The sequence below is a fragment of the Nostoc sp. PCC 9305 genome, from assembly GCF_963920915.1.
Lineage (GTDB): Bacteria > Cyanobacteriota > Cyanobacteriia > Cyanobacteriales > Nostocaceae > Nostoc.
In genome coordinates, this window is record NZ_CAWUDN010000078.1 from 1 (window position 1) to 18,058 (window position 18,058).

Genomic DNA, 18,058 nt, shown 5'->3' on the forward strand with positions numbered 1-18,058 from the left:
GATCTACGACGATTTTGGTTTTCTAGAAAGATGTGTGTACACCGTAGCGCAAGCGGGGAGGGGAGACAAAGCGTAGCTTTGGCGGGGTGGGGTTCTTTCTTATTTTTGATTTATGCAAGAGGTCTACTGATAACTGCTATATCAGTTATCAACTAGATGAAGTATAAAGTACAGGAGTCAAAATCAGACATCAAGAGTTTATTTCCTGCCTTCTGCCTCCTGCCTCCTTCAATTCATCTCTAAACAGGTCGGAAGCGATCGATCTCGCCTCCGGTCAAGTTTGCGTAATACAGATTACCATCAGGGCCAGTGGTGATTTGTGTAGGCAGTCCTAGATTAGGTCTGTCTGCTGGGGAAGCAAACCGCTTAACTGAGGTAACTTTACCTTGACTATCTAATATCAAAGCATCGATAGTTCCTTGACTGAAATCACCAATGAATAAGGCACCTTGATAGATTGCAGGGAAAGTATTACCTGTGTAAAAGTCACCCACAAGGATCGAATTAGAACCAGAATGCTTGTAAGTGTACAGTGGTTCTGTAACAGATGAGCCACTATTATAGAAGGCTTTTGCTGCATCTAAATTAGCGTAGACTGGTTGTTTCAGACTGACAACATTACCATTTGCATCAAGTCCACCTTCATAGAATGGCCAGCCAAAGTTAGCTCCTGGTTTTCCGACATTGACCTCTTCGTAAGTACCGAAGCCAACATCACCAATTACGGGAGTATTGGTCTTTTTATCAATTGTGAAACGGAAGGGGTTACGCAGACCTAAGTCATAAACTTTGGAAATATTGCTATTGGCGTCACCGTTGTAGAAAGGATTGCTTGATAAGCCTTTACCAGTAATCGGGTCAATCCGCAGAATCTTGCCGGATAGATTATTCTTATCCTGGACGCGAATTGCTCGGGGGTCTACTCCATTGTAGGAAGTACCATCTCCTAAGCTCACAAACAGAGAACCATCAGTACCAAAACGCACAGAACCAACTGAGTGAGATTCACTATCATTGGCTATAAAATTCTGGATATTTTGGACTTTATCGAGATTATTGAGATAATCTTGCAAGCTGGTAAACGGCTTACCAGTATCTTTGTTGAGAATTCCTGATGGTGCATAGCCAAGTGTGACATTTGTACTATTTCCATCTGGCTTGACAATATTCGCCCAAGTGCCATTTGTGCCGAGTAGTACAACTTCGCTGCCAGCGATCGCAGTAGTGTAATTAGTGTTGGGGTCGGCTGTAAAGCGACTTAGCCGTGCAGTCCGATTCCCATTCTGGTCAGGATCGTCTAATGTGCTATTGGGATTGTTCTTAGAATTGCTTGTATTAGTTTCTGGTGGATCGTAGGTATACAAGAGGTAAACATAGTTGTTGCCGTTTGGACTTTTGCCAAAATCTGGATGTACGGCAATGCCTAACAGACCGCGATCGCGCGTATCATTTACCTCTCCACTAATATCAGTAAACGGGGTTGATAATAAAGTACCGTTTTTCATGACTCGCACTACCCCATTTTTCTGGGCAATGAACATACTGTTACCATCAGGTGCCCATTCAAAAGCTGTGGGTTGATTCAAACCAGAAACTACTGTATCTAAAGCAAAGTTACCAGAATCATTATCAATAATAGTGATACTTGTCTGTTGATTAGTTAGCTGCACTCCAACTGGGTTACTGAACTTCAAAGCAAATGTTTCATTTGATTCCCCAACGTTGTCATTAAGAATGGGGATAACAATGGTGTTGCTGGTTTGTGCGACTGCAAAACTCAAGCTTCCAGATACAGCCTGGTAGTCAGATCCAGCTTTAGCAGTCCCATCTTGGGTTATGTAGTTGACGCTAGCAGCCGCTGAAGCATTGCCCCGTGTAACTGTCACCTTAGCAGTACCGTCACCCTCATTAACTACTGGCTGGCTGAAATCGAGGCCGGAGCGATCGTTGTCTTGAATCGTAATTGCGAGAGTTCTTTGGACTCCGAGTGTTGCCCCCTCTGCCTGATCGATCGCAAAATTAAAGGTTTCATCTCCTTCTATCGAGGAATCATCATTGATCGGAATGGATACTTGCGTGCTACTTTGTCCCGGCGCAAAAGTAAGTATTCCAGCACTTTCAACGCCTTCACTCCCATAGTCAACTCCTTTTGTAGCAGTATTAGCTATAGTTGCATACTTAATTGAAGATGTACTACTTAAATCTCCAGTCCTAAGTATTCTAACGGTAACACTACCACTGTCTTCGTTCACAGTCATCGAAGACGATCCTAAGGTGATAGTGGTCGGAAGAACTGGTGAATAAAGTTGAGACTGAGGAATGATTTCCTTCGCCTGAGAGGTGCTTGACCAACGCAGTTGAGAAACGGCATTGGATTTATTTTCGTAGTACTCAAGTTTAATATCGTACTTTTGACCTGCAACTAGTGCGATCGAGCCAGTGGATTCGGTGGCAGGTTGATCGATAAACTGATTGATGATTTGTTGACCATTCACCCACAGTCGCACACCATCATCAGCAGTGGTGTAGAACTTGTAAGTTTCGCTGTACTTGGCTTCTACCTGACCTGTCCACCGTGCTGAGAAGCTATCTGCATCAATCGATGGAGCGGGAGAATCAGCGCCCCAATTAAAGTTCACCGTCGGATTTGTAGTAGTTATCTTCAGGTTAGTGAAGTCGATGTTGTCGTAGTACTCTCCTTTGAGTCCATTGCCACTACTAGGTGTGCTGACATTACTATACAGTTGCGACTGAGGAATGATTTCCTTCGCCTGAGAGGTGCTTGACCAACGCAGTTGAGAAACGGCATTGGATTTATTTTCGTAGTACTCAAGTTTAATATCGTACTTTTGACCTGCAACTAGTGCGATCGAGCCAGTGGATTCGGTGGCAGGTTGATCGATAAACTGATTGATGATTTGTTGACCATTCACCCACAGTCGCACACCATCATCAGCAGTGGTGTAGAACTTGTAAGTTTCGCTGTACTTGGCTTCTACCTGACCTGACCACCGCGCTGAGAAAGTATCTGCATTAATCGATGCATCGGGAGAACCAGCGCGCCAGTTAAAGTTCACCGTCTGATCTGTACGAGTTACCTTCAGGTTGGTGAAGTCCATGTTGTCGTAATACTCTGCCTTGAGTCCATCTCCTTGAGAGAGTAGGCTAGAGCGAGCAGAAATGCTGGTTTGTCCTTGGTCAATACTTTCTAGAGATGATTTAGTAGTAATTACTGGACTTACAGATGTTGATAAGTTTTGATTTGATGCCATAATTATTGTTTCAGGATTAGTTTTACATTGAATTTTTCAACAAAGAATGCATCATGAAGCTTGATATCAATATACTTGTAAGCTAATAATTGATTAACTTATAAATATATATTCAGTAATTACTAATCATGAATAATTAGTTGAAGATATATTAGTCTTTGTTAGTCTTTGTTTTCTTTCAACAAATTACTGAATTATTGAGATTTTCTAAATTGACTGATGTGCAGATGCATATTCAGCAAGGCAAGTAATGCTAAAGAAAGCAAATACATGCGTAATTAGTCAAATGCAGTAACTTTACATAGATTACTTAAGTATTCTTTTAGTGCTTACACATTTGACAATAGATAGCGGTGTTATGTCTATGTTCTGTATGGAACTTTGTTTAAATATTCATATTGAGATATCCTTTTTTAAAGGAATATCAAAGTTTTGATGATGTTTAAATAAAAAATGCCAAAATACTGGATAATCTAATGTGTTTTATCTACAAATTTATTAACTATATAAAATTTGTATAAAGAAAAATTTTAATATTTAAAGATTTGAAAAATTAATATTTATCTATACTTCATTTTGACTATTACTTTATCTCTTTGTTACCAGAACCAGCAGAAATATAGTAATAACCTAAAATCAGTGGAACAAAAACTTTTGCAAAAGCCTCACCATTCATGCATTTAAGCTAGAGAACACAATCCATGCTCGGTTAAAGGGAAAAGAGTTGGAAGGCTCGATATATAAATAGGACTTACGCAAAAACCCTCTCAAACTCTCATTCCTCCGTGAACTCTGCGCCCTCTGTGGTTCGTTTTCCGTTACCCGTGCGTAAGTCCTAATAAAGTTTTTTCCCTTTAAGCTTTTCCCTTTCCCCCAAAACCCTCTCTTTCGTTCATTTACAAAAGTTTTTAATTTACTCCAAGTCAGAAAAATTACAAGTTTGACGTTGCACATTCCCACTTTCCCCTAGACTAGGGGCAGCAACCTTGTTCAAACTGGCTGAGGAAAGTGGACTTTGACTGAGACAAACAATTTAAACTCTACCATCCAGAATCTCTCACGCAGGGAATTGCGAGATTTAGTGCGGACTCAGCTGCAAATGCTCCTAGAAGCAGGAGACTTGCAGGGAGCAAAATCTATTCTTGTGCCCGTGCAGCCTGCGGATATCGCCGAGGCGATTGAGGGTTTGCCAGAAGCGATGCACGCTTTGGCTTTTCGCTTGCTTTCTAAGGATGAGGCTATAGAGGTTTATGAATATCTCGACTACAGTGTTCAAGAACGGTTAATTGAAGAACTTAAAAGCCAGGAAGTCTGCGATATTGTCGATCAAATGTCGCCGGATGACCGAGCTAGGTTATTTGATGAATTACCGGCAAAAGTCGTCAATCGCTTACTAGAACAACTAAGTCCAGCGGAACGTCAAGCTACAGCCCAACTATTGGGTTATGAAGCTGATACAGCTGGGCGAATTATGACGCTAGAGTTGATCTCGCTGAAAGAAAACTTGACGGTATCTCAAGCTCTAGAGCGAATTCGCAACTTAGCTAATGCCAGTGAGATGATTTATTATCTTTATGTCATGGATGCGGCAAGGCGCTTGACGGGAATTGTATCGTTGCGGGAATTAGTAACGTCTCAACCTGAGCAAATTATTGGCGAAATTATGACCCGTGATGTGGTGTTTGTCTACACTGATACAGACCAGGAAGAAGTTGCAAGATTAATCCAAAGATATGATTTTTTGGCTGTGCCTGTGGTAGATCGAGAACAGCTTCTAGTCGGTATTGTGACGGTAGATGATGTGATTGATATTCTGCAACAAGAAACCACCGAGGATATTTATGCCTTGGGTGGTGGTGTGCAGTCGGGGGGCGACAATTATTTTCAAATGAATTTGCTAGAAATTGCTCGGAAGCGAGTTGTCTGGTTATTGGTCTTACTTATAACCAATACCGTCACAGGAACGATTATTAAGTCGCAAGAGGATCTTTTAGCAAAAGTGGTGGCACTCACAGCCTTTATCCCCTTGTTGACTGGTACTGGGGGTAATGTAGGCGCTCAATCTTCCACAGTGGTGATTCGCGGGATGAATACCGATGAAATCCGATCGCTTGGTGCATTGCAGGTAATCGGCCGGGAAGCGATCGCTGGGGCATTATTGGGAGGAATGTTAGGTACGATCGCTACTGTCTGGGCTTATTTTCTGCAAGGACGATTAGAAGTAGCGATCGCTGTAGGCACTAGTTTGGTAGCTATTTCTATTTTGGCTTCGATCTCCGGTTCAGCACTGCCATTTCTATTTCGCTATCTTCGTTTAGATCCGGCATTAATGTCAGCACCATTTATTACCACAGCAGTTGATGTTGTAGGTGTTTTGATTTATTTCAATTTGGCGCGGGTAATTTTAAAGTTATGAAAAGAGTCATTAGTCAGTGGTCATTAGTCATTGGTCATTAGTGAATAACACACTATAAATGACAAAGGACAAATGACTAACTTAACTTTTACAATTCTGATTCCGTATCTGGAGCAACAATTTCACCAGTACCCAATTGCAGTATCATGTCCTGGTCAGTAATTAATCCGCTAAGTTCTTTTACTTGTAAATTCATATCTTCACAAGCTTTTCTAAGTTCTCTGGCAAATGTGTTGAGGTCTTGACTATAGCCACATTGATAAGCAGCAGTTTCAATTCCTTGCTGGGCATTTGCTCTAGCACAATCTACTAGTTCTGTGCCTTTCAGTGGTGTAGGAGATGCCATAAACGTAGTTATTATTTCTTAAATGTACGCTGTTAGACAGATTATCAATATTTCAACATTAGATCATCCCTCCAATGGATGACCATGAGGGTAGAGTTAAGAGTTATAAGTTGAGAGTTAGGAGTTAAAAGTTAAGAGTTATAAGTTGAGAGTTAAGAGTTAAAAGTTGTAAGTTTAAAATATACTATTTATAACTATTAATTCCTAACTCCTCACTCATAACTCCTAACTATTTTAATTACCCATTGACAACATCTCCACCATTGACATGTAACACTTGCCCAGAGACATAAGAACCATCATCAGAAGCTAAATATACGTAGCTAGGAGCAACTTCTTCTGGTTGTCCGGCTCTTTCCATTGGTACTTGTTTCCCAAAAGTTTCAACTTTCTCTTCAGGAAAAGTTGAGGGAATTAAAGGTGTCCAAATTGGCCCTGGCGCGACAGCATTAACGCGAATTCCTTTGGATACCAAATTTTTTGATAAGGAGCGAGTGAAGGCAACGATCGCACCTTTCGTAGATGAGTAATCTAGTAGATGTGGGCTACCTTTATAAGCTGTTACCGATGTGGTATTGATGATAGCACTGCCTGCTTGTAGATGCTTGAGTGCAGCCTTAGTCATGAAAAACATCGAGAAGATATTAGTGCGGAAAGTTCGCTCTAGTTGTTCTTCGGTAATTTCTTCAATACTTTCTTTTGGATGTTGTTCAGCAGCGTTGTTGACAAGAATATCGAGTTTGCCAAACTCACCAACTGTTTGCTGTATAGCTTGCTGACAAAAACTTTCATTGCCAATATCACCTGCAATAGTTACTGCACGACGTCCTTGTTTTTCTACCAAATGTTTTGTTTCTTTGGCATCATCGTGTTCGTTAAGGTAAAGGATTGCCACATCTGCACCTTCTTTTGCAAATGCGATCGCAACAGCACGACCAATCCCACTATCTGCACCCGTAATCAATGCTACCTTATCTTGTAACTTACCACTACCCCGATATTGAGCATCATCTGCTTTGGGCTTTGGTGTCATTTCTGATTCAACACCTGGTGTTTCTTGTTGCTGTGGTGGTTGTAATTTTTGCTCTTTTTTCTCTTTTGGTTCTTTTGATTTAGCCATCTGTTTTACCTTGGTAATTGAATATTGAATTTGGCTTTGGGAATGGAGCATTGGGTATTGAGTAAACCCCCTTTTTCTCATCTCTCCTATTCCCTATTTCATAACTAAACCTTGGATCGAAAATTCGACCCAAGGTCTATTTTTTGCTTTGACTCTCACTAGCCATTTGCAATTTTAGGCATTTATATCCTGGATGTTTGCCAAACTTACTTATTCCAGCAACTCTACGCAACTTACATCACTTATCCTCACGCCTGACCATGAAAATAAGTACACAACTCTAATGTGATGAAGAATTTATCTTTTTCATCTGTTTTCAAGTTAACTATTATATTGCTGTACTTTATCGCCCCCTAGAGGTAAAGTAAGCAGCAATTAACTCAACCTTAAGAGGGAAAAGAATTAAAGAAGTCGGCGATTTGCGGCTTGCTATAGTTTGCTTAATCCTTGCTGACTTCCGGAAATTTTTTACAAAACTACCTGAATCTTGACACGGTGACTATACATCGTCCAAAAGGATGCATGGTGCGCTACATTGAGATCATTAGAGGGCATGGGTTATGGCAACATTAAATATTTCTGAGTTAGAACAGGTTGAAAAGTTTCGCCACTTACAATTAACCCTGCGCGATCGCTGGAAAACAAGCGAACTATTTGACAATAGCGAAGCGGATATTTTAATTATTCCCTCCTTGAGTCTCGACCAGCGCGAACTCCAAAAGATCGAAGGCTGCGAGCATTATGAAGAAAGATTACTATTTTCCTTAATTAGGTTGCGGAATCCCCAAACTCGGCTGATTTATGTAACATCAGTACCGCTGCATCCGAGTATCATTGATTATTATTTGCAGCTCTTGCCAGGTATCCCCTTTTCTCATGCTCGCAATCGCTTGCTGTTACTTTCTACTTACGATTCCTCTCTTAAGCCTCTGAGCCAAAAGATTTTAGAACGTCCCCGTCTGCTAGAGCGGATTCAGAAATCTTTGAGGCTAGATAAATCATTTATGATCTGCTACAACTCTTCGCACTGGGAAGGCGAATTGTCTTTAAAATTAGGTGTACCACTGTATGCTGCTGCACCAGATTTACAGATTTGGGGAACAAAAAGTGGCAGTCGGCAAATTTTCAAGGAAAGCGGAGTACCGCATCCAGATGGCAGCGAAAAAATTTGGAACCCTACAGATTTGGCAGAAGCTACCGTTGATTTGTGGGAACGCCAACCAACATTAAAACGGGTAGTAGTAAAACTCAACGAGGGCATTTCTGGAGAGGGGAATGCATTGTTGGATCTCAGACCGATTGAGAATTTAGCACCAAACACTGGTACTCATGCCGAAAGGATAGCCGCAATTAGCGATCGCCTTTCAACGATGCGCTTTCAAGCAAAACTTGAGACGTGGGATAATTTTTCGGGAAGAATCCCGGAATTAGGGGCAATTACCGAAGCATTTGTGGAAGGGGAAATTAAGCGATCGCCCAGCGTCCAAGGACGGATCACGCCCCAAGGCGAAGTGGAAATCCTTTCAACTCACGACCAAATTCTCGGAGGCCCAGACGGTCAGATTTATCTTGGTTGCAGCTTTCCTGCTGATGAAACATATCGATTGCAATTACAGCAATTGGGACTTCAAGTTGGCAGAAAATTAGCAGAGAAAGGCACTTTAGAGCGGTTTGGTGTAGATTTTATCGCCGTTGACAAGGGTAAGGGAGAGTGGGATATTCAGGCGATCGAAATTAACCTGCGTAAAGGCGGTACAACTCATCCATTCATGACCCTGAAATTATTAACGAACGGCCGCTATGACCTTTCCACAGGTTTATTTTATAGTCAACAAGGTCGTCCAAAATATTACATTGCCACTGATAATCTGCAAAAAGAGCGCTATCAGGGATTATTGCCTAATGATTTAATGGATATCATTGCTCACCACAGACTGCACTTCGACAGCGGTACAGAAACGGGTACAGTGTTTCATCTTATGGGTTGCCTTTCGCAGTTTGGCAAGGTGGGATTAACCAGCATCGGTGATTCCCCGCAACAAGCACAAGATATTTATAACAAAGTTGTCAAGGTTCTGGATGAAGAAACCCGCAGCGAAAATCGTAATTTCTCGGCGTTTTCAGATTATTCCTTTCCCGTGGTTTGGGATGAATTATAGGGCACAGCAATGCTGATTAGTTCTAAATGCGCCGATCGCTATTAGGTAAATTTTGCTGGTTGTTTGGCTGTTTACCAGATTGCAATTGGGTATATATATAGGTTACTACTGCTAAAGTCAGACCAATAGCCAACACCACCCCTACGATTCGCAAGAAATTGGGACTAATTCTCGTAGTTAGCTGCTCACTTAGTCTTGGTTGGTAAATAGTGTCATCCGTTCGCGCTTGTGGTCTGCGTTGATTAGACGCAGGTCGTGGCTGATACAACGTCACATCTGGTTGCACTGGTGGTCTACTTTGATTAGCTCCTGGTCGCGGTTGAAACAACGTCTTATCTGGTGACACTTGTTGCCCACCTTGATTAGCTCCTGGTCGTGGTTGAAACAACGTCTTGTCTGGTGGCACTTGTTGACCGCCTTGATTAGCTCCTGGTCGCGGTTGAAACAACGTCTTATCTGGTGGTACTTGTTGCCCACCTTGATTAGCTCCTGGTCGTGGTTGATATAACGTCACATCAGGTTTGCTGGTGTTCGGATTATTCCCAGGACTTTGTGGATTTTGTTCAACTGGGTTAAATGGTCTGGGAACAGTTTCGTGATTTGAGCCTTGATTGAAACCAGATGGAGGGCGAATAACGGTATCGTCGTTTGATTGTCTGGGAACAGTTTCGTGATTTGAACCTTGATTGAAACCAGATAGAGGGCGAATAACGGTATCGTCGTTCGATTGTCTGGGAACAGTTTCGTGATTTGAACCTTGATTAGAAGAAGGTTGCGATCGCCCAGTCATTTGTTCGGGTACGCTAGATTCTGTGGCAAATTTGGCAGCAGCTTGCAAAGCCTGATTCAGTTCTTCTACCGTTGCAAATCGGTTAGCTGGGTTCTTGTGGAGGCATTTCATCACCACGGCTTCTAATTGTACGGGTAAATTCTCGCACCCTGGTTGCTCGCGCAGTGGTTTTGGCGGCTCATAAGCATGAGCTAATACCCAAGAAGCCTCACTCACATGACTACCCTTAATGCTGATTCCAAAGGGGTCGGCGGCACTCAGCATTTCATAAAGGATAATTCCTAAGCTGTAAATATCACCTCTAGCATCCAGGTTTCGATCGCTTTGGATTTGTTCGGGAGGTGCGTAACGAAATGTACCGATAAATGTACTAGTTATATTTGTAATATTGGAATTTTCTGAAGATTCACTACGAATTTTGGCAACACCAAAATCCAAAACCTTCACCCACTCTCCCAAATCTGTTGGCATTAGAAATATATTATCTGGCTTCAGGTCGCGGTGAACTACCTGAATATGTTCAGTGGTTTTGCCGCCATCCCGTTGGAGAGTCACACCTTGATGGGCAAGCTGTAAACCCTTACAAACTTGCGCCATAATCTTCACCGTCCGCTCAACAGACAGCCGCTTTTCGCGTAGCAGTAATTGTCTGAGCGTTTGCCCCCGCAAATATTCCATTACATAAAATGGAAAACCTTCCGGGGTTACACCACAATCACTAATCTTAACAATGTGGTCGCTTTGCAAAGCAGCACAAACTGCCACCTCCCGCTCAAAACGCTTTCTCATTTCGAGTGATGCCACTAGCGTATCTTTGAGCAACTTCAACGCTACCTGCTGACCAACACGGGTATCCGTTGCTAGGAAGACTTCTCCCATGCCACCCCCGCCTAACCGTCTGTCTAAACGGTATCGCTGGTTATCACCTACGAAGCGACCATTCCAAGAATTTGAAGAAGGTGGGGATTTCATCTGGGGCAACCCATCCTAGTTACTTTAAAATGTTAACTTTAGTCAGAGATAGTACTAGTATTACAAATATGATTGCTTCATAACTTAGATGAATATTAGTAATATATGCTACTAGTAGTTATCTAATTATACTCAGCTTAACATATTAGTAACTTAAAGTAATGTGATAATTTTGATAAAATGTTTAAACTTTAGACCTAATAGCAGTTGAAATTTGTTCCTGATATTAAGTTAGCGCAAGTTCGACGAGAATCGTCTGCTTCAGTAGTGCTGAGTGATTAAGAGAGTGAAACGGTAGAGCGCAAATTACGAACCTAGCAAGTCAAACTTTACAGACAAGTAATTGAATTTAACACTCTTCTTAAATTACACTGCTAATTTTGACTAGCGAATCAGGAGGCTAAGATGGAAAGCAACACCACAACATGGTGGATATATGCATTATTGTCAGCTGGCTTTGCAGCATTGACAACTATCTTTGCCAAAATTGGGATAGAAAATGTAAATGCTAATTTAGCAACAGCAATCCGAACTGTTGTCATCTTAGTAGTTGCTTGGGGGATTGTATTTTTTCAGGGAAACGTAGTTAATATCTTAGCTATATCCCAAAAAACCATGATTTTCTTATTATTATCTGGATTATCTACAGGGTTATCATGGATTTTTTACTTCCAAGCATTACAAGTAGGAAAAGCTTCACTTGTTGCACCAATTGATAAATCAAGCTTGGTATTAGTTTTATTGTTTTCAGTTATTTTCTTGGGAGAAACATTAAGCTGGAAGATCGTTTTAGGAACGGGGTTAGTAGTCATAGGCACTTTAGTGTTAATTATTTAAAGTCTTAATTACAAGAATGTTTTAAAATTCCTATTGTTCAAGTACGTCAGGTAGCTTTAAGTAGAAATTTGCCTACTTCTAACAAGGTGATTTTGATCGTTTTCGAGTCTTTTAAATTGAGATGCTAAGTGGATTTACGCCATACTGTACTAATAGTTGACAACGCGCTTTTGTCTGCTGTGCTGATAGTCTTTGCTACAGAATACTTAAAGTTTTGCAAAATATATTCTATTAATGTGCTGTGGCGTACATGATTAATATGTGCTATTGCCATGAGGAATCAGGATGAGTAATGTGCTCTCTATAGCCGCAGTGACAGCAGTACTAAAAGTCTTGCTGGAAAATGGTTTAGTCAGCGATCCGATCGCTGCTAGTGTTGGTGATGTGATTGTAACTGCCCTACCGCCCGATCGAATTTCAGTTGAAGCTGACGAGCGCGCTCAAATCAACCTTTTTCTCTATCAAGTGACGCAGAATCGCAATGTCGATTGGGTATCTCAAGAATTTCGGAGCAGGCACTCACGGATTAATGGAAACCCACGCTCTCCAACTCCACCACTAGCTCTCGATCTCCACTACTTACTAACAGCCTACGGAGCCAAGGATTTTCAGGCAGAGCTTTTACTGGGCTATGCAATGCATTTATTACACAAAACACCAGCGATCGCATCCGATATTATTGAAAATACTTTGATAAATGCATCTACAACCAATACTTCAAGTGCTTTTTCCCAAGCTGTAGCAAGTGTGTCTGTATCCGCTTTAGCCGAACAAATTGGGCAGATCAAATTGACTCCAGAGTTTTTTAACATGGAAGAAACTTCTAAGTTATGGTCTGCTTTACAAACACACTATCGACCTTCAGCTACCTATTTGGCGTCAATGGTATTGATTGAAAGTACCAATGAAAAGTCTGAAAATTTTTACATGATGCCCTTGTCTCAACCGAATATAGAGCAAGTTATAGCTCCGGCCAAGACTGAACAAATGATTGTTGCAGGTACAACATTAGTAATTCGTGGTAAACGGTTACGCGGTGAAATCACACGAGTTCGTTTCGATAATACGGAGATATTAGTAGTACCTCAAGAAGTAAAAGAAACGCAAATCAGCTTGTTAGTCCCGCCAGATTTATACGCAAGGGTACAGGGTGTCCAAGTTGTACATCTAACAATGGGTAATGCAGGGCAAACGAATCATCTAGTTGAATCAAACGTTGCGGCTTTTGTCTTACATCCAACAATTACAGCATTCGTCACTCAAGTAGAAAATAGCGGTGAGAATTTACGCGCAGCAGAAATTACCGTTAAATTCCAGCCGAAAGTAGGTAAGGCACAGCGGGTAGTTTTGCTACTCAATGAGGTATCAGGTGATAATCCAGTAGCTTACTCTTTCTTGGTTGCACCACCAACCCAAGACACAGATGCGATCGCGATTCCGGTCAAAAATGTCAAGCCAGGAACTTATATTGTCCGGGCGCGGGTAGATGGCGCCGAAAGTCCACTGCAAAAGAATCAGTTTGGGGAATATGATTCGCCACAGGTGACAATTTTATGAATGCTACGACAATTAATCACAATTGGGATGAGGCAAACTACCGCTACCTATCAGCAGCCCTAGCCGTGGTGCGTGGTATTTTAGAAAATCACACGGCAAAAGAGCAAAATCAACCTGAAGAGAACAACCAAGAGCATTTACAGCAGGAGTTACAGGAAGCTACTGCTGCTATGTCTGCACCATCGGCATTGGAGAGAATATGCAAAATGTTTCGCCTCTCATCCTTTGAGCGCGATCTGTTGCTGTTGTGTGCAGGTATGGAATTAAATGGGGATTTTGCCAAATTGTGTGCCATAGTTCACGGCGATTCACAACGAGCTTACCCAACTTTAGGTTTAGCTTTGGCAGCTTTACCCGATGTCCACTGGGATGCGATCGCTCCAAATGCTCCCTTACGTCATTGGCGGTTAATTCAAATTGGTGATGGTCATGCCCTGACTCTCAGTCCCTTAAGAATTGACGAGCGGATTCTACATTATCTCACGGGGATTCAATATCTTGACGAACGGCTAGCTGGTATTATTGAGCCATTACCAGAGGTTAGCGATTTAGTACCCTCACACCAAGATTTAGCAGAGCGAATCGCAGCAGTTTGGTCACAAGCTTACAAGGTTAATAGCTTGCCAATTGTCCAGTTATCTAGTGGTGAAACTGGCAGTAAACGTGACATTGCCGCGACAATTTGTCAACTTCAGGGTTTAAGCTTGTGGGTAATGCCTGCACAAGTTATTCCTTTAGCACCAGGCGAGTTGGATAATCTCATCCGCCTGTGGACTCGTGAGACGATTTTAAGTAAGAGTGCCTTACTGATAGACTGCAACGAACTGGATACTAATGATACAGCACGGCTAAATGCGATCGCTCGTTTCATCGAACGCACAAAGGGCTTTTTAATAGTCACGAGTCGAGAACGGATCGGCTTATCACAACGCTTAGTAGTTAATTTTGACGTACATCAACCAACCAGCAAAGAACAAGATGCAGTTTGGCAAGATGCATTAGGGGCGAGTGCATCGCAAATGAATGGGCAAGTCAAAACCTTAGTGGATCAGTTTAACCTCAGTGCAGCAACCATTCGTGCTGCTTGTGCAGAAGCCGCAGGACAGTTAGCACAAACACCAGAAACCGATATCGCTAGCATTTTATGGGATGCCTGCCGCGTGCAAGCACGTCCGCGCTTAGATGAACTCGCCCAACGGATTGAGCCATCTGGTGATTGGGATGATTTAGTATTGCCAGAGGCACAGAAACAAGTTCTCCGGGAAATTGCGGCTCACGTGCGCCAACGTAGTACTGTATATAACAATTGGGGTTTTGGAGGCAAGAGTGCGCGGGGATTGGGAATCAGCGCTCTATTTGCAGGTAGTAGCGGCACTGGGAAAACTTTGGGAGCAGAAGTGCTGGCCCAGAAATTACGCCTCGACCTCTATCGTATTGACCTATCATCGGTAGTCAGTAAATATATTGGCGAGACAGAGAAGAATTTGCGCCGGGTATTTGATGCCGCAGAACAAGGTGGAGTGATTTTGTTATTTGATGAAGCCGACGCTTTATTTGGTAAACGGAGTGAAGTTAAAGATGCGCGCGATCGCTATGCCAATATAGAAGTTAGCTATCTATTGCAACGTATGGAAAGCTACCCAGGTTTAGCAGTCTTGACTACGAACTTGAAGAGTGCAATTGATACAGCCTTTCTGCGGCGGATTCGCTTTGTGGTGCAGTTTCCCTTCCCCGATACAACACAACGAGCCGAGATTTGGCGACGCGTTTTTCCAGCCGAAACCCCAACCGCAGACTTAGATGCTTTGCAACTAGCACGGCTCAATGTGGCTGGGGGTAATATCCGTAATATTGCCTTAAATGCAGCTTTTTTGGCTGCCGATGCCGGGGAACCAGTGCAAATGAAACACGTATTGCGAGCGGCTCAAACAGAATATAGTAAGTTGGAGAAACCCTTGACTGATGCAGAAGTTGGTGGATGGATGTGATTTTATAATTTTGACCTTAGTAGAAAATGCTGGTAGCTAGCAGGCTGTACCTACGCCAACTACCATAGCAAACAAAATTACTCTGGTAATTCACCAAATCTTTCTCGATAGCGAGCAAGCATAGACTCCATTTGGGCAAGTTGTTGCTCGGCTTCTTCGCGTTGTTGCTCGGCTTGCTGACGCTGTTGCTGTTCTTGATGTGCTACTTCTTCTGGCGTGGGTGTCAGTTGTCCATCAGGAGTAAAAAAGCGCAACTTCGATTGATAAACTCCCAAATATAACTGCAATTGCTGACTCCATAACCAACCTGCTTCATTTGCTTGCAGTTCTTGATAACGACCATCTAATAAATGAAATCCTTTAAATTCTAAACTTACCGGGTCAAACCAAAAATAATCAGGAGTCCGCCAAATATCTTGATAGATTTCCTTTTTCAGCCCTCTATCAGTAGCAGCTGTTTTGTCAGAAAGAATCTCTACAATCACATTTGGGTATTTGCCATCTTCTTCCCAAACTACCCAGCTTTTGCGTATTTTACGTTGGGTATTTAAAACTACAAAGAAGTCGGGGCCTCTAAATTGCTCAGACTTGCGTTGACGCGGACTGTAATAAATCGTCATGTTACCGCAAGCGTAGAAATCTTGACGCTCCTGCCACAACCATTCCAAACACTGAATCAACAGCAGTATTTGCCGCAAGTGAAGTTCTGTTTCCAAAGGTGGTTCATCACTGTATAAATCACCAGGAGGAAATATAACATCTTCTGGTGTGTCTTCTAAAATTATTCCTAAATCTTGAGCAGAAGACATAATAATTTCTATTTTTACAAGATAAATCTAACTTAACCCAATTCATTCACCTGCAAAAGCGATCGCCCCAGTTTTTTATCCTATCTTTCTACGATTACAAGTCTCGATCGCACAGAGCCACTGTCGGCAAATAATAATTTATACTTAAGTCGATAGCGATCGCCACGAAACAAATTGTATAATTTGATTCAAAAATATGCTTGAGGATGTGAGATGAGCGATCGCATATTTGGGTCTAAGAAAGCAGATACATCCACTTCAAATCCGTCGCTGCTCTCAGCAACAACTCCAACGCTGGCAAATCCAGTGCGCGGCTTTGACATCGCAAATAAAGCTCCAATCCAAGCATCCTCTGAGGTATCAACCGACCTGCAAGCTGCACAATCTGCTGGCGAAGAATCTTGGGAATCACAAGCTATCAAAAAAAAGCCTGTTCACGACATTAGTAGCATAGCGTTGCGTCGTCCACAAGCAAAACTGACTGTTGGAGAACCAGGAGACCAGTATGAGCAGGAAGCCGATAGGGTGGCTAATCGAGTCATGTCAATGCCTAATACTGCGATGCAACCGCAGGAAGAACAGACTCAAGAGAGAGAAGTGCAAACTAAACCTCTCGATGTTTACTTTGGGCAAAGGAAATCGCCAGGGAATAATCAGTTGGCTCATGTAGTACAACAGAAAAGTGGAGTGTTGCAAAGAGAGGTGTTGCAGAGAACACCAAAAAACCCAATAGTTACAGAACTTTCGACAAAACTGCCACTGACGGAAGCCAATGCAAGATTAATTGATGCTTTTCATAATTTAGGTAGTATTTATGTGGATTTATCTGTAGCAAATACTGATTTAATCAGTACAAAATTAAGAATTTTCTCCATAAATTACGATATGGCTTACAGCAATTACTCAAGAGTAATTGGTCAAGGAAGAGCAGAAGCACAAAATCAAACTCTTTGGAGAGGAATATTTTTGGGAATAGGAACAGGTGTTTTAGCAGGTCTTGCCGCCGCCTATATTGCTCCTTCTACTGCTGCTGGATGGTTTGCTCTCACCCTCGCTGATGCAGGTACAGCAGCCGGTTCTTCATTTTTACAAGGAGCTGCGTCTTCGGCTATAGCTTTTGCCGTATCAGATGCCATCACAACGCGAGGCAGTGATTTACAACCTGGTGGTCTTTCACCTGATATGCTGCGAAGTAATATTTGGCAACACGTTGCATCAATGTATCGTGGTGCATTGCAAACCAATCAAGTATTAGCAAACTTACATAAAAATACCGTTATTCTTGAGCGATTAATTGCAGAAATCAGGGTACAAATTGCTGGTGGTGCATCGTCATATTCGCCAGCAGATATACTAACAGCAACTAATACCATGAACGATCGCATTAGTGGAATGGCAAGTGTCTTTAGCGAGTTGAGACAAAAAGCAACTGCGATGAGTGCCTTTGGCAATTCTATTTTGGCTTATGACCCTACTAAACCTGGAGTCGCTCAAATAGAAAAAGATATTTGGATTATGTGGATGGGAACTTTAAGTAATGATGACTCTGACATTCTTGATTTAGATAATATTGAAGATCATTTGAAGAGTATCGGGATTTTGGGTAATGGTGGTTTATTAGGTGTAGATTTTGGAGACTATACCTCAGAAGACGATGAGCTAGCGGCTTTAGCAGCAGCTCGTCCTCGCGCTGCAACCATAAAAGGGAAGTACGATCAAACGACTTCTCAATGGACTGCACCGAGTCCTTAAGTCAACTTGTAATTATTTAGTTTGATTTGTTTGCAGAGCC

The 18,058-nt window shown here is 42.1% G+C and carries 11 protein-coding genes; 6 read left to right on the forward strand and 5 right to left on the reverse strand.

The genetic code is table 11. The annotated features are described in order from the left end of the window. Positions 1-239: 239 nt before the first annotated feature. On the reverse strand, positions 240-3,272 hold the full coding sequence (locus tag ACM0OX_RS24770) for a PA14 domain-containing protein (protein ID WP_414517570.1): 3,033 nt from the start codon (positions 3,270-3,272) through the stop codon (positions 240-242). A gap of 1,015 nt (positions 3,273-4,287) precedes the next feature. On the opposite strand from ACM0OX_RS24770, the gene mgtE reads away from it, so the two are divergent. After that, the gene (gene mgtE, locus ACM0OX_RS24775; protein WP_414517571.1) at positions 4,288-5,688 is read left to right on the forward strand and encodes a magnesium transporter; all 1,401 of its coding nucleotides are present in this window, start codon (positions 4,288-4,290) and stop codon (positions 5,686-5,688) included. An 88-nt stretch (positions 5,689-5,776) separates the two neighbouring features. On the opposite strand, the gene ACM0OX_RS24780 is transcribed toward mgtE, so the two are convergent. Both ACM0OX_RS24780 and ACM0OX_RS24785 read right to left on the reverse strand, forming a co-directional pair. Next, positions 5,777-6,034 carry a hypothetical protein gene (locus ACM0OX_RS24780; RefSeq protein ID WP_414517572.1) on the reverse strand — a complete coding sequence of 86 codons (258 nt, stop codon included), beginning with the start codon at positions 6,032-6,034 and terminating at the stop codon, positions 5,777-5,779. Between the two features lie 238 nt (positions 6,035-6,272). Beyond that, complete coding sequence (locus tag ACM0OX_RS24785; protein ID WP_414517573.1) at positions 6,273-7,154, reverse strand: SDR family oxidoreductase; 882 nt, start codon at positions 7,152-7,154, stop codon at positions 6,273-6,275. Between the two features lie 560 nt (positions 7,155-7,714). On the opposite strand from ACM0OX_RS24785, the gene ACM0OX_RS24790 reads away from it, so the two are divergent. Further along, positions 7,715-9,313, forward strand: coding sequence for a peptide ligase PGM1-related protein (locus tag ACM0OX_RS24790; RefSeq protein ID WP_414517574.1), 1,599 nt, complete (start codon positions 7,715-7,717; stop codon positions 9,311-9,313). 22 nt (positions 9,314-9,335) lie between these two features. On the opposite strand, the gene ACM0OX_RS24795 is transcribed toward ACM0OX_RS24790, so the two are convergent. Further along, positions 9,336-11,075, reverse strand: a complete 1,740-nt coding sequence (locus ACM0OX_RS24795; protein WP_414517575.1) for a serine/threonine protein kinase — start codon at positions 11,073-11,075, stop codon at positions 9,336-9,338. A 405-nt stretch (positions 11,076-11,480) separates the two neighbouring features. Here ACM0OX_RS24795 and ACM0OX_RS24800 point away from each other — a divergent pair, with 405 nt between their 5' ends. The 3 genes from ACM0OX_RS24800 (at position 11,481) to ACM0OX_RS24810 (ending at position 15,457) form a co-directional block, all read left to right on the forward strand. Further along, positions 11,481-11,912 carry an EamA family transporter gene (locus tag ACM0OX_RS24800; protein ID WP_414517576.1) on the forward strand — a complete coding sequence of 144 codons (432 nt, stop codon included), beginning with the start codon at positions 11,481-11,483 and terminating at the stop codon, positions 11,910-11,912. 285 nt (positions 11,913-12,197) lie between these two features. Further along, a complete protein-coding gene (locus ACM0OX_RS24805; RefSeq protein WP_414517577.1) occupies positions 12,198-13,469 on the forward strand; it encodes a DUF4255 domain-containing protein in 1,272 nt (423 codons plus the stop codon). Then, positions 13,466-15,457 carry an ATP-binding protein gene (locus ACM0OX_RS24810; RefSeq protein WP_414517578.1) on the forward strand — a complete coding sequence of 664 codons (1,992 nt, stop codon included), beginning with the start codon at positions 13,466-13,468 and terminating at the stop codon, positions 15,455-15,457. Before ACM0OX_RS24805 ends, ACM0OX_RS24810 begins: the two co-directional genes overlap by 4 nt. Positions 15,458-15,534: 77 nt before the next feature. Here the strand turns inward: ACM0OX_RS24810 and ACM0OX_RS24815 are convergent, their stop codons facing one another. Continuing rightward, entirely contained in the window at positions 15,535-16,266 is a 732-nt protein-coding gene (locus tag ACM0OX_RS24815; protein WP_414517579.1) for a Uma2 family endonuclease, read from the reverse strand. A gap of 213 nt (positions 16,267-16,479) precedes the next feature. Here ACM0OX_RS24815 and ACM0OX_RS24820 point away from each other — a divergent pair, with 213 nt between their 5' ends. Continuing rightward, positions 16,480-18,018, forward strand: coding sequence for a hypothetical protein (locus ACM0OX_RS24820; RefSeq protein WP_414517580.1), 1,539 nt, complete (start codon positions 16,480-16,482; stop codon positions 18,016-18,018). Positions 18,019-18,058: the final 40 nt, after the last annotated feature.